Origin of the sequence: Acetobacterium wieringae, from assembly GCF_001766835.1 — a bacterium.
Taxonomy (GTDB): Bacteria; Bacillota; Clostridia; order Eubacteriales; family Eubacteriaceae; genus Acetobacterium; species Acetobacterium wieringae.
The window spans coordinates 232,929-246,124 of record NZ_LKEU01000010.1 but is presented as its reverse complement, the minus strand read 5'-3'; the positions used below and the strand labels follow the sequence as shown (position 1 = coordinate 246,124).

The window sequence follows — 13,196 nt, the reverse complement described above, 5'->3', positions numbered from 1 at the left end:
TTAATCTCGCGACGATGGCGGAAGGGCCACACCTGTTCCCATACCGAACACAGAAGTAAAGTCTTCCAGCGCCGAAAGTACTTGGTGGGCAACTGCCTGGGAGGATAGGACGTTGCGGGATTTTTTTTGCGTGAAACAACGAGCCATGCGGCGAAAAATATAAAAAGAGCGGTGAAGGAGCAAATTTATTTGTTCTTTCACCGCTCTTTTTGTATTTTTTAGGAAGGAGCCATCTGGCGACTGACGCGACTGAGACGCAGCGCAGCGGAGACGGCGAAGTGCCGCATGAGGTAGTGAAATTAAGAGACTGATTCAAAATGATCGTGAAAATCTTTTCTCTAGGGAATATTTAATTATTACTCGATTCGATCAAGCCCTCCATTGGAATGTTATCGAGAAGCTCATAGGAGAGCAACAAGTGTAGCCGGATTTGGGGATCGTTCAGATTTAAGTTAAGTAAAGACTTGATTTTTTTAATCCGATAGAGCAAAGTGCTTCTGTGAACAAATAGCATTCGGGTTGTTTCCGCTAAATTGCGTTCATTCTCCAAATAGGTGCGGAGCGTATCAAATAAGCCTGATTTATGTGTCAGATCATAGGCACGCAGGTTAAGTAAATGGGATTCACATAGCATCAGCGGCATCAGCTCGTTTGTAGCCTGTTCAAGTATATAATGTAGCTTATAATCATTGAACTTATAAATCCATGACATGGGATCTCGGCGGGAACCAATACGATAAGCAATATCAGTTTGAAGATAATGATAATAAAACAATCGAAAATCATGGCCAACTGAACTGATGCTTGCTTTTAAAAGCCCCTCTCGAAGAAAAACTGCCAGTTCCCGGAAAAAATCAGTTTCTTTAGAGGTGCTTTTGCCGAAGTTGGCGACAATGATAATGCGATCCTGATACAAAAAAATACAAAAATCAGGAAATAGTTTTTCCAACTTATGACAATTGAATTCATTGGCATAGGTGGAATAATCCCGTTCCTGAAGATAAATTGTGACACAACGATAATGATCGTCAATTTTCCACTGAAATGCTTGTAAGCGGTTGATCAGCACCACTTCATTTGTTTTTTTAAATTCCAGCAATTCGATCAGCGATTGTTTAAGATCATTGGAAATGTTCGACTGAAGAGTGTCGCTTTTACGGAGGTTGGCAAGGACCATTTTGGAAAAATATTCCAGTAATTCATAATCTCCGGGAACGATTTTTCGGCCAAGTTCACTGACGCAGATTCTGCCAATGTATGCGTCTTCAAGCCATAAGTTTATGTATAAAATTCGGTAACCAAACTGTTGTTCAGAGAACATTTGGGCACCGACGGTATTCATCGTCTGCTGGTACTCCGATGAAATTTTAAAGTCGTTCATTATGTCAAGGGGTAAAGAGAGTCGATTGGATGAAGCGTCATAATGCCAGGAAAACTGACCGGGCATTTCGTTGACATTTGCCAGCACAATTGAGTTGGTGTCATGGATAAAGATTGGATTTTCGAAAATGGGAACACTCAGCAAGCACAATTCTTCCAATGACAAATTGTTGATGATCCCTGAAAATAAAGCTTCATTCCATTGTTCAAGTGACATAAAAAGTTTTTGAACTTCGACGTATACCTCAGCAGGGCTGGTAACACTGGATAAACATAAGCAATTATTTTTTGTTGTTACAGTCTCGTCAGGAGACCCAATACAGATGAGCGTTTGTTTAGATAAATCTGTCATTTGATTAAAGATGTTGGCATCGCCAACTAAGGCATGATCCGCCAATGGTTTCATTTCAGGGGTCATGAGCTGGACGCCAATTAATAAGGGTTTTTCACTGGCTTGAATTGGAAAGTACTCAGGGTTCCATTTTTTTAATCGGTTCAATAGGACGACAACACTGATACGCATCTGGCTACTTCCTTACACAAAAATTTATTTCGTATAAAATATATTAAATTTTCACAAATTTGTCAATCAGATTGTAGGATTTACTTTTAAGGACGTTCTGGACTATAATTAATCCATCACGAATTTTCGTAAAAAATGTAAGTTGCGACTTTGATTATGCAGTAGGCGCCTGAAATGATCAATAAAATGATTCAATCTGAAAGGATATCGATAAGATGTTAACAAAAAAAGAAAATTTACTCGAAACACTCCATGGTGGTCAACCAGACCGATATGTCAATTCCTTTGAACCGTTCGAACTTTTTCTCGATCCCATTATTATGGGAATCGGCGGATTTGCCTATACCATGAAACCCGGAGATACAGAAGTAAACGGCTGGGGCGTAACCGTGTGTTATCCGATGGGAGCGCCGGGTCCTTTTCCTGTGCATGATCAGGAACATGTCATCTTAAAAGATGTTACCAAATGGAAAGAGGTTATTAAAGCCCCTAAAATCGTTTATTCAGATGAAGAATGGGCAGATACAAAAGCACAAATCGAAAAAGTCGATCGAAATGATAAATTGGTCACGACATTCATCGCACCGGGTATCTTTGAAAAGCTCCATTATTTTATGAGCATGCAGGATATGTTAATGAATTTCTATGAAGAACCAGAAGCCGTTCATGAACTTATTGACTTTTTAGCGGATTGGGAACTTGAATATTGTAAAGAATTGATTAAACACATGAAACCGGATGCAATCTTTCATCATGATGACTGGGGCAGTCAGTTATCTACTTTTATTTCTCCAGAAATGTTTGAAGAATTTATCCTACCTGCATATAAAAAGGTCTATGGATACTGCAAAGAACAGGGATGTATAATTGTTCATCATTCCGATTCATTTGCCGCGACCTTAGTTCCAGCCATGATTGAAATGGGTATTGATATCTGGCAGGGGGCTATGTCTACTAATAACATTCCGGAATTGATTAAACAGTACTATGGAAAGATCACCTTTATGGGTGGTATTGACAACGGTATTGTGGATCGGCATGACTGGACCCGGGAAAAGATTGCAAAAGAAGTAGAGCGGGTATGCCGTGAAAATGGTACTGCCTATTTTATCCCGGGACTGACCATGGGAGGACCGGGAAGCACCTATGAAGGCGTTTACGAAGCAGTCACAGAAGAAATTGACCGAATGAGTCAAATCATGTTTGCTAAATAAAAAGTAACATTTTAAGGAGAAAAGCAATGTCAAAAATCGCAGAAATAAAAAATTTAGTCGAAACAGGCAAATCAAAAAAAGTGGCCGCAGCCGTTCAGGAGGCTCTGGATGCCGGAGATAAAGCTCAGGATATTCTGGATGCCATGATTGCCTCTATGGGTGTGGTTGGAGATAAGTTCTCTTCTGGAGAGATCTTTGTACCGGAAATGCTCATTGCCGCCAAAGCCATGTCAAAAGGTGTGGAAGTCTTAAAACCAATTATGGCCGGTGATGGTTCATCGTCACTGGGAACCTGTGTTATGGGAACCGTTGCCGGAGATTTGCACGACATTGGTAAAAACCTGGTTATTATGATGCTGGAAAGCTCAGGATTTGATATGGTGGATCTGGGTGTGGATGTACCAGCCGAAAAATTCGTGGCAGCCATTAAAGAAAATGAGAATGTAGTTCTGGTTGCCTGTTCCGGTCTGTTAACCACCACCATGCCGGCTCTTAAAGAAGCGGTGCAGACCATTAAGTCAGCTTATCCAAAAATGAAAGTCATTGTTGGTGGTGCGCCGGTTACTCAGGAATATGCCGATGAAATCGGTGCTGACGGTTATGCCCCAGATGCCGGAAGCTCCGCGGGTAAAGCTAAAGAAATTATTGGTGCTTAAGTTTAATAAGTAGAAAATCATCAACAGCCAATTTTTATATGATTGGCTGTTTTTTTTAGCAGGTAATGAGGAATATTGAGAAAAAAGTGGAAGTCCGGCTGGCGTTAAACCTGAGCCGGACTTCCGTATAAAAAAAGAAAAAGGAGAATCTACAAGGTTTTCCAAATATCTTTCTGATACTCTAGAATTGCCCGGTCACTGGAAAAAAGACCAGAATAAGCGACGTTATTTAGGGACATTTCAAACCATTTATTTTTGTCTTTAAATAAATTGTTAATCCGATTCTGAGCTTTTCCATAGGAATCAAAATCTTTTAAAATATAATAGGTGTCATTTTGCAAAAGAACCCATGCCCTGCTGCTGTCAGCGATTGTCCCTTATTCTCAGACTGGTCTTTCCGATCAGATCCGAATCCTTTGCAGTTATGAATCTTCATTCAAGGTCATCTACTCCAGCTTTTCCACCCTGACCCCCAATGACTTCTATCGCTATCTGGCGACCGAATTCGGGGCCCAACCATCTTATCGGAAACCCGATAATTTCCGGATTATTCAGGAGGAAATCTCCCGTCTTACCCTTGAAAAGCGCAAAACACCGGTCATCATCATTGATGAAGCCAACCATATCAACAGCGCCACCTTAAATGATCTGAAGATTCTTTTCAACTTCGAGATGGATTCAAGAGATCGGGCGGCCATCCTGCCGGCCCTTAATTCAACCCCGCGCCTGGGGATTCATGAACCCCCCGCCAGCGCAGTCTTTTGATCGGCGAAAGCCATAAAGCAGCCGCCATTGATGCCGATATCGTGATGCAGGCCATTAACGCGATACTGAGCTTTAGGAGGGCAGGCATGACTTTTGATTACGCTTGTTGCAAAAACCTGTCCGGGAAAGCTTCCTGGACAGGACAGGTCCGACTGATCACAACCGTTGACCCCTATGAGCTGACCGTGACCGCCCGAAACAGCTCTTTTCATATCATTTGCGGCACCTATACCCACGGCAACTTTTTATGCATCCCGGATCTCGGGGTATCGACCCCTCCTGCCGCTTTAAACGATACCTTCTGGAATCTGAAAATGCTGGATGGTGGTGCTTATAATTTGACGGACAACAATATATATGATTCAGCTAATTTTCGGACGTCCCCACTTTTTGAAAGGTTATCCATCATATATACCAACACTGGTTCACTTGCGTTCCGTTCCAACAACCGCCATCAGCTTCCTTCAGACCCTTCCGTCGCCGGAAACGCCCTTGCTTACAGCTTGTCTTCCCAATTAGCCAGGTGACAGGTCTTCTTTCAGACCATTAGCTCGCCAACATGCCTCGCGAACAAAAAAAGAAGATTGCAATATCTGCAATCTTCAGAGGTGTGAGTATTAAGATACAGGAAATTGATTAGCTAAATCACTGCACAGGTATTGGGGGTGACCATAACAATTGCATATGACAGGGGCTGAAGGACAATTGGGTTTAATGAGATGGCTTCTCCAGAGATTAATTCGATACCTTGGCATCCTTCAAAATCCGGATGATTAAACAAATGAACCGCCCGCGAATTGCGGTTAAACAGACAGAAACAGCGGGATTCTTCATTCCGCCGTTCAAAGACGAAAAGATCTTCACTGGCTTCATAGGGTTTCCACGAGCCATTTTGAAAGACGGGATTATCGGCCCGGAGTTTTGTGATCAGCCGATACCAGGCCAGCAGATCCTGATCTTCATTGCCCCAGGGATAGGTACGTCGGTTGTAGGGATCTTCAAAACCCTGAACCCCAGCTTCATCACCGTAGTACAGGCAAGGGACGCCTGGAAAAGTAAACTGAATCAGGCTGAGCAGCTTTAAGCGTTTGACGGCGAGGGCATATTGGGTGTCATCCAGCCGATAGGTTTTATGGCAATGGTTTCCTAAAAATTTATAGGCTTCGCCGAGGACGTTAAGGATTCGTCGTCGGTCATGGCTACCAATCAGGTTCATATTCCCCATAAATTGATCCCGGGGATAGTGCTCATAAAGGGACATCATAATCCGGGCGGCGAGCCCGGAGCTTTTATCCCCAAGGACGAAGTCGATAAAGGTTTCCCGAAAGGGGTAGTTCATGACAGCATCCAATTCATAACCGGAAAAATAGGTGCGCAGCTCATCATAAGCGACTTTGCGGGAGGCATCCTCCCAGACTTCACCAATCAGAATGCTGTCAGGGTTTTCCTCCAGCATGGCAGCTTTGAGACCCTTGATAAACGGATCCGGCAGTTCATCAGCCACATCCAACCGCCAACCAGAAGCGCCGGCAGTCATCCAGTGACGGATCACACTATCCTTGTTCTTATAGATAAAGGCCTGAAAATTGGGATGCATTTCGTCAGTATTTGGCATCGCATCAACGCCCCACCAGCATGAGTAGGTATCGGGATAATCAGAAAAGATATACCAGGGATAGTAATCAGATTCTTTTGATTGATAGGCACCAACCCCAGGATAATTCCCATAACGATTGAAGTATAGGCTGTCATCACCGGTATGGCTGAAAACCCCATCCAGAATGATGGCGATACCCCGTTTTTGACACTCGGAAGCCAGCCTTTCAAAGCTTTCCTGGGTGCCTAAAGCGGGATCAATGGTCATATAATCACCAGTGTCATAACGGTGATTACTACGGGATTTAAAAATAGGATTCAAATACAAAATGGTGATGTTCAAGCTTTGCAGATAGTCCAGTTTTTCGGTGATCCCTTCCAGGGTGCCGCCAAAAAAATCCCAGTATTTGATACCACCGTCTTTTTCCCGGAAATAGTGGGGGGTATCGCTCCAATTGGGATGGAGAATCGCATCCCGATGGAAATTGTTCAGATCAAAGTCGGCACCTCGATGGAAACGATCGGGAAAAATCTGGTACATGATACCTTGGGTATACCAGGCTGGAGACTGTCGCTGCGGGTCATAAACCGTAATTTGAAAAGACGGCGGTTTTGTTTCATAAATCCGCCCTTCACCCCCCAAGTGATCGTGTTGGGTGCCATAGGCATAGGCTCGGCCCCGGGATTCAAAGCTGAAGTCATACCAGAAGATGCCGGGAATTGTGGGCATATCCAGAGTGATCTCCCAATAATTGATATCCCGGGATTTGATCATCGGGTGGGTTACTTCCTGGTTATCAAAAAAGGTTCGCAGTTTTAATTTTTCAATTTCAGTGGCATAAACCCGCAGTGTGACGGCATTGCCAATTGGCAGTGCGCCAAAGGGCGATCGAAAGGCCAGTTCCCATGAATGATGACGAAATTTCATAATCTTATCACTCCATTAATTTATTATAATATGAAAGATAAATATCAGCTGATTGTTTCCAGTCAAAATGGGTGTTATAGGCATTTTTTACCAGTTTTTTATAAGCTGCGGGAGAATTATGATATAGGGATACGGCATGTTGAATGGTAAAAAGCATGTCGTGGGCGTTGTAGGTTGCAAAGCTGAAACCATTACCTTTCTTTGTCTTGGCGTTAAAATAGGTGACGGTATCTTTAAGGCCGCCAGTTTCACGAACGATGGGGACAGCGCCATAACGCATGGCAATCATCTGGGAGAGTCCGCAGGGCTCAAATTTGGAGGGCATCAGGAAGAAATCACTGGCGGCATAGATTTTACGGGACAGCGCTTCATCAAAATCAATGATGGTGACCATTTTATCAGGGTAGTTGTAGGCGATGCTACGGAACAAATTTTCATAAATGGCATCACCAGTTCCCAGAATCACCAGCTGGAGATCCAGCTGCAAAATTTCATGAATAACGTTAGATACCAGATCCAGTCCTTTTTGTTCAACCAGCCGGGTGATCATTGAGACCATTGGGACATCCCCCCGGACGGGCAGATCGAAATACTCCTGTAGGGCTTTCTTGTTTTCCACTTTCTTTTTTTCCGGGTTATCATAGGGAACAAATAAAGCCGGATCGGTCTTGGAATCGTAAATGGATTCGTCAATGCCATTGAGAATCCCGACAACCTGTTGGTCGAGGTGACGAATCACGCCATCCAGTCCTTCACCATAATAAGGGTCTTTCAGTTCAGCAGCATAGGTAGGACTGACGGTGGTGATCAGATCGGCGGCGTACAGCGCCCCCTTCATCAGATTGATTTTTCCATAAAACTCCAAATCTGAGGGTAAGAAGCCCAGGTGGAGATAGGGGCTGATATCATGAAAGCCGTAAACACCCTGATAACGGATATTATGAATCGTAAAAACCACCTTTGTATCGGGAAAAGCGCGGCGGTACTGATGTTTGAGCAGGTAGGCCACAGCAGCAGTCTGCCAGTCATTGCAGTGAACTATATCCGGAGTAAAATCAAGCAGTGGCAGGGAGTCCAGCACCGCTCGGCAAAAAAAGCTGAATCGTTCACCGTCATCATAATAACCGTAAAGCGAGGGGCGTTTGAAAAAGGCTTCATTATCGATAAAATAAAAGGTAACGCCTTCGTGCTCAGCAGTCAAAAGCCCGCAATAGTGGAGAGTATCGGACATCCACATCTGAAAGTGTTTAAGGGGCTTTATTTTTTGACGTAGTTCTTCGGGAATGGTGCTGTAATATGGCAGGATTACCTGGGTTTTAACATCGTCAGGAAAGGATTTTGGCAGAGCGCCCAGCACATCTCCCAATCCACCACTTTTTGAAAAAGGATATGCTTCAGAAGTGACAAATAGGACGTTTAACATTTATATTACCGTGCCTTTCTTTAAAACAATGGGAGCATGGGGTTTGCCAACTAAGGTGGTGTGATCGCTGATTTTGGTGTCCTTGTCCATGACCACATAATTCAGATTAACATTTCGCCCGATATCACACCGTTGCATGATGATACTATTCTGGATATGTGAACCAACATTCATTTTAGTGTCCCGGAAGATAATGCTGTGAGTAATGTTTCCTTCAATGATGCAGCCGCTGCCGACAATCGAATTGGACACCTGGGCGGGATCTTCATAGAGGGTGGGATGGTTATCTTTGATCTTGGTATGGATGGAATTTTTGCCCAGGAAAAGTTCCTGCATAATCTCATATTCCAGCAGATCCATACTGGTTTTCATATAGTTCTCCAGGCAGTTCACCCGTTTGATATAACCGGTATGCTGAGCGCCAAAAACCCTGAGGGTATCGATATTGTATTTGATCATATCCAGCAAATCCCAGTCACCGGTACGTTCACTGAGATCCAGTAATTCCATCAGAATGGATTTTTTGATAAAAAACATCTCTGTAAAAAAATGTCCGGTGGTATGTTCCCGTTTGAAATGGAGACCGCTGACCCGGTTTTTGGCAAATTCCAGATAGAGGTCGTTATCCTTGAGATGATAAAGGGGATCATCTTTCTTAAAAATCAGGGTGATGTCACTGTCATTTTTTAAATGGATATCATAGGCATTTCGAAAATCGAAGGTAGTGACCAGATTGGGGGTAGCAATCAGCACATGTTTGGCCCCAGTGGCATCCAGAAAGCCCCGGTTATTTTGAAGATTACGGAGATTAACCTTAATCAGCCGTCCGATATGGTAATTGTTTGATCCCGAAAGGATTGAGAGATCCTGAGTTTTTCGGCTCAGGGACCACTCTTTACCAGTCCCTAGATGATCGACCAGGGAGCTGTATTTATGAGACCCGATGACGCCGATATGGGATAAACCAGAATTGACCATATTGGAAAGGGTAAAGTCAATGAGGCGATAACGTCCGCCGAAAGGCAAGGTGCTCAGGCTGCGATGGGAAAGAAAATCCTTTAGGGAGTCATCCTCGCCATCGACATTTAAGATAAGTCCAGCAACATTTTTCATTTGTTCTCAATCCTTTCAGTTATTGATGACATGTATTTCCGGAGCGGGTTCGGTGGGGTCGGAAATATAGCGGGCATCGCCTTTAATTCTGGCCCGGGCCCCGACGATACAATTCTCTAAAATGGCACCATCCTCAATGATCGCTCCGGTATGCACAATGACATTTTTCAGGCTGGTTTTTTTATGAATCACCACATCATGGGACAAGATGGAGTTCTCAACTTTACCAAAAATAATGCAGCCATCACAGATCAGGCTGTTGCTGATCTTGGCCTGGGGGCCAATAAATTGGGGATGGCGACTGGTGTTGTTGGAGAAAATTCGAAAATTACGGTCGCTGAGATCAAAATCGCAGTCGCAATCCAAAAGATCCATATTGGCATCATAATAGCTTTGGACGGTGCCCACATCCCGCCAGTAACCAGAGTAGGGGTAGGCGAAAATTCGTTTGCCACTTTCGTGGAGCATGGGAATCACATTATGGCCAAAGTCGTGTTCCGATTCGCGGTTTCCGGCATCGTCAAGCAGCGCTTTTTTTAATTCTTTCCAGGTAAAAATATAGATCCCCATGGAGGCTTTGTTGCTTTTAGGGCGTTCAGGTTTTTCCTGAAATTCTTTGATGCAATGATCCTCATCGGTGTTGACAATGCCAAAGCGGTGAGCATCTTCCCAGGGGACGTCCATCACGGCAATGGTCAGGTCGGCTTCTTTCTGTTTGTGAAAGGCCAGCATCTTGGAATAGTCCATCTTGTAAATATGATCACCAGACAGAATCAACACGTATTCGGGATCGAAGCGGTGGATAAAATCCAGGTTCTGATAAATGGCATCGGCGGTTCCTGAATACCAGCGGCCCCCTTTCTGACCCATATAGGGGGGCAGGATGTGGACGCCACCTTGAACCTGATCCAGGGCCCAGGCTGAGCCATCACCAATATAATTATTGAGGATATAGGGGCGGTACTGGGTTAACACTCCGACCACATCGATATCCGAATTCATACAGTTGCTAAGCGGAAAATCAATGATTCGATATTTTCCACCGAATAAAACAGCAGGTTTGGCGTTATTAAAAGTCAGCGATCCGAGACGGCTGCCCTGACCTCCCGCCAGGAGCATAGCGACACATTCAGTATTCAAAGTGATACCTCCTTAAATGATTTTCCAGATTTCTCGTTGATAGTCGGCAATCGAACGATCACTTGAGAAAATCCCGGAATTAGCGACGTTACTGATGGACATTTTAGTCCAAATGGTCGGATTGCGGAAAAGATGATCGACCTGATTCTGAGCATCGGCGTAGGCACTGAAATCTTTTAGAACAAAGTAGCCATCGTTGTACAACAGCAGTGAATCATAGATGGCCTGGAAGCTGAGTCCATGTCCCAGGGTGCCGTCAATCAGTTGGTGAAGAACCTGCTGAATCCGGGGATCCTGTTCAAAGATATCGATGGAGCGATAACCGCCGTACTTCTGATAGTTATGTACCTCATCGGCAGATAGACCAAAGGTGACAATATTACTGGGGCCAACGGCTTCAAGAATTTCGATATTGGCCCCATCCATCGTCCCTAGAGTGATGGCGCCATTCATCATAAATTTCATATTTCCGGTTCCAGAGGCTTCTTTGCCAGCTGTTGAAATCTGTTCGGAAATATTGGCTGCCGGATAGATGATCTCGGCCAGGGAGACATTAAAGTTGGCCAGGAACACCACCTTCAATTTGTCATGGAGGGTCGGATCGGTATTGACCAGCTCGGCAATGGCGGTGATCAGTTTAATCACTTCTTTGGCATAGTAATACCCGGGGGCCGCTTTGCCAGCAAAGATAAAGGTTCGGGGGGCCATTTCCAGGTTGGGATTTTCTTTGAGTCGATTGTACAGATAGAGGACATGGAGGGCGTTTAGCAATTGTCGCTTATATTCATGAATCCGCTTAACCTGAATGTCAAAAATTGAGTGGGGATCGACGTTAATATTGTTGTGGCTGGCCATGTAATTGGCGAGTCGGATCTTATTTGCCAATTTGACGCCATCAAACTTTTCATAAAAAACCGGATCGTTAATATTGTTTAGCAGCTTCTTCAGATGGAACAGGTTATGTTCCCAGGCTGAGCCAATCGATTCAGTAATCAATGTTTTCAGTTCCGGATTGCTGTTCATCAGAAAGCGTCGGGGTGAGACGCCATTGGTTACCGAGTAGAATCGGTTGGGAAAGACCTGGTAATAACCGTTGAAGGTTTCTTCCCGGAGGATTTTGCTGTGCAGGGCGGCCACACCGTTTACCGAATGACTCGATACGATCGCCAGACTGGCCATATGAACATAGTTATCCCGAATAATGGAAAGGCTGTGGTTACGCTCCAGATCGTAGGGAAATTCGTTATCCAGTTCCATCAGAAAGCGGCGGTTGATTTCTTCTATGATCATATAAATCCGCGGCAGTAAATCCTTCATCATATCCACCGGCCATTTTTCGAGGGCTTCCGGTAATACGGTGTGGTTGGTGAAGCTCAATGCGGCGACGGTAATTTTCCAGGAGTCATCCCAACCTAAGCCCTCTTCATCCATTAGTACCCGCATCAGTTCGGGGCCGCATAGCGCCGGGTGGGTATCATTAATGTGAATACAAATTTTGTCGCTAAAACCATCCATCGAATTATTGTTGGAACGTTTGAAATCCACAACAATTCGCTTGATCCCGGCGCAGACAAAAAAGTATTCCTGTTTGAGACGCAAAAGTTTGCCGTCAAAGCCATTGTCATTGGGATAAAGAATCTGGCTGATGGCTTCGGCTTCAGACTTATGCCGAACTGCGTTTAAAAAATGGCCCTGATTAAAACTGGGCAGATCAAAGGCTTCCAGTGGCTCGGCACTCCACAGTCGCAGCGAATTCACGGTTTCATTGCGGTAGCCCTTGATCGGAACATCATAGGGAACGGCCATAATCGGTTCGTAGTTTTCGTGGACAAAGGTCAGATTGCCATTGATGTTTTCGGAATGAATCTGGCCGTAGTATTTAACAATCACCGACTTATCCGGATTGCGGATTTCAAAAGGATAGCCGTTTTTAAGCCAGTTGTCGGCCACTTCAATCTGTTCGCCATTGATAATGCGTTGTTCAAACAGCCCGTATTTATAACGGATGCCATTACCGTGGGCGGGCATTCCCATGGCTGAAGAAGAATCCAGATAGCAGGCCATTAATCGTCCCAGACCGCCATTGCCCAACCCGGGGTCAGACTCCTGGGCAAGAATGGCTTCATAATCCAGCCCCATTTCCACGGAGCACTCCTGAACCAGGTCTTCCACCCCTAAATTACTGAGATAGGACTTCATCAGCCGTCCAATCAAAAACTCGATGGAAAAAAAGTAAACTTGCTTGGATTCATTTTTGTTATAGAGGGTGTTGGTTTTTGCCCATTGGGAGGTGATGCTTTCCATCACCATTTCAGCCAGGGCCTGGTATTGTTTAAGTAGGGACGCTTCAGCCAGACAATTTCCTGAAACTTCTTCGATTTTCTTGGTAAAGGTGGCCTTATAAGCGGCTTTTATTTTTTCTCGTTCTGAAGAATTCATGGTTGTTCCTTTCGACAAA

11 protein-coding genes and 1 rRNA gene are annotated in these 13,196 nt (G+C 44.4%); 5 read left to right on the top strand and 7 right to left on the bottom strand.

All coding sequences use genetic code 11. From position 1 onward, the window contains the following. The first annotated feature begins 4 nt into the window (after positions 1 to 4). Positions 5 to 121: ribosomal RNA gene (gene rrf / locus ACWI_RS01620) — 5S ribosomal RNA — on the top strand. 228 nt (positions 122 to 349) lie between these two features. On the opposite strand, the gene ACWI_RS01615 is transcribed toward rrf, so the two are convergent. Next, positions 350 to 1,903 carry a PucR family transcriptional regulator gene (locus tag ACWI_RS01615; RefSeq protein ID WP_070369681.1) on the bottom strand — a complete coding sequence of 518 codons (1,554 nt, stop codon included), beginning with the start codon at positions 1,901 to 1,903 and terminating at the stop codon, positions 350 to 352. A gap of 215 nt (positions 1,904 to 2,118) precedes the next feature. On the opposite strand from ACWI_RS01615, the gene ACWI_RS01610 reads away from it, so the two are divergent. Together ACWI_RS01610 and ACWI_RS01605 are read left to right on the top strand one after the other, a co-directional pair. Continuing rightward, positions 2,119 to 3,117, top strand: coding sequence for a uroporphyrinogen decarboxylase family protein (locus ACWI_RS01610; protein ID WP_070369680.1), 999 nt, complete (start codon positions 2,119 to 2,121; stop codon positions 3,115 to 3,117). A 26-nt stretch (positions 3,118 to 3,143) separates the two neighbouring features. Next, entirely contained in the window at positions 3,144 to 3,773 is a 630-nt protein-coding gene (locus ACWI_RS01605; RefSeq protein WP_070369679.1) for a corrinoid protein, read from the top strand. A 149-nt stretch (positions 3,774 to 3,922) separates the two neighbouring features. Here the strand turns inward: ACWI_RS01605 and ACWI_RS18365 are convergent, their stop codons facing one another. After that, entirely contained in the window at positions 3,923 to 4,114 is a 192-nt protein-coding gene (locus ACWI_RS18365) for a glycogen/starch/alpha-glucan phosphorylase (RefSeq protein ID WP_242871558.1), read from the bottom strand. Here ACWI_RS18365 and ACWI_RS01600 point away from each other — a divergent pair. Together ACWI_RS01600 and ACWI_RS01595 are read left to right on the top strand one after the other, a co-directional pair. Beyond that, positions 4,101 to 4,538: an ATP-binding protein gene (locus ACWI_RS01600; RefSeq protein ID WP_242871557.1), complete on the top strand. Its 438-nt coding sequence runs from the start codon at positions 4,101 to 4,103 to the stop codon at positions 4,536 to 4,538. The two genes, ACWI_RS18365 and ACWI_RS01600, sit on opposite strands and share 14 nt — an antisense overlap. A gap of 86 nt (positions 4,539 to 4,624) precedes the next feature. Further along, on the top strand, positions 4,625 to 5,065 hold the full coding sequence (locus ACWI_RS01595) for a DUF6618 family protein (RefSeq protein WP_070369678.1): 441 nt from the start codon (positions 4,625 to 4,627) through the stop codon (positions 5,063 to 5,065). A gap of 113 nt (positions 5,066 to 5,178) precedes the next feature. Here the strand turns inward: ACWI_RS01595 and ACWI_RS01590 are convergent, their stop codons facing one another. The 5 genes from ACWI_RS01590 to ACWI_RS01570 are packed head-to-tail and all read right to left on the bottom strand — an operon-like array spanning position 5,179 to position 13,177. After that, positions 5,179 to 7,062, bottom strand: coding sequence for an alpha-amylase family glycosyl hydrolase (locus ACWI_RS01590; RefSeq protein WP_070369677.1), 1,884 nt, complete (start codon positions 7,060 to 7,062; stop codon positions 5,179 to 5,181). A 7-nt stretch (positions 7,063 to 7,069) separates the two neighbouring features. Continuing rightward, positions 7,070 to 8,485, bottom strand: a complete 1,416-nt coding sequence (glgA, locus tag ACWI_RS01585; protein WP_070369676.1) for a glycogen synthase GlgA — start codon at positions 8,483 to 8,485, stop codon at positions 7,070 to 7,072. Then, positions 8,486 to 9,598 (bottom strand): glucose-1-phosphate adenylyltransferase subunit GlgD, encoded by a 1,113-nt coding sequence (gene glgD, locus ACWI_RS01580; protein WP_070369675.1) that lies wholly within the window; start codon positions 9,596 to 9,598, stop codon positions 8,486 to 8,488. A gap of 15 nt (positions 9,599 to 9,613) precedes the next feature. Then, complete coding sequence (locus tag ACWI_RS01575) at positions 9,614 to 10,738, bottom strand: glucose-1-phosphate adenylyltransferase (protein WP_070369674.1); 1,125 nt, start codon at positions 10,736 to 10,738, stop codon at positions 9,614 to 9,616. Positions 10,739 to 10,750: 12 nt separating this feature from the next. Next, a complete protein-coding gene (locus ACWI_RS01570; RefSeq protein WP_070369673.1) occupies positions 10,751 to 13,177 on the bottom strand; it encodes a glycogen/starch/alpha-glucan phosphorylase in 2,427 nt (808 codons plus the stop codon). Between the last annotated feature and the right edge of the window lie 19 nt (positions 13,178 to 13,196).

Coding starts and splice junctions, on each gene's coding strand:
- ACWI_RS01615 (WP_070369681.1), bottom strand. CDS start 1,903: ATGCGTATCAGTGTTGTCGTCCTATTGAACCGATTAAAAAAATGGAAC.
- ACWI_RS01610 (WP_070369680.1), top strand. CDS start 2,119: ATGTTAACAAAAAAAGAAAATTTACTCGAAACACTCCATGGTGGTCAA.
- ACWI_RS01605 (WP_070369679.1), top strand. CDS start 3,144: ATGTCAAAAATCGCAGAAATAAAAAATTTAGTCGAAACAGGCAAATCA.
- ACWI_RS01595 (WP_070369678.1), top strand. CDS start 4,625: ATGACTTTTGATTACGCTTGTTGCAAAAACCTGTCCGGGAAAGCTTCC.
- ACWI_RS01590 (WP_070369677.1), bottom strand. CDS start 7,062: ATGAAATTTCGTCATCATTCATGGGAACTGGCCTTTCGATCGCCCTTT.
- glgA (WP_070369676.1), bottom strand. CDS start 8,485: ATGTTAAACGTCCTATTTGTCACTTCTGAAGCATATCCTTTTTCAAAA.
- glgD (WP_070369675.1), bottom strand. CDS start 9,598: ATGAAAAATGTTGCTGGACTTATCTTAAATGTCGATGGCGAGGATGAC.
- ACWI_RS01570 (WP_070369673.1), bottom strand. CDS start 13,177: ATGAATTCTTCAGAACGAGAAAAAATAAAAGCCGCTTATAAGGCCACC.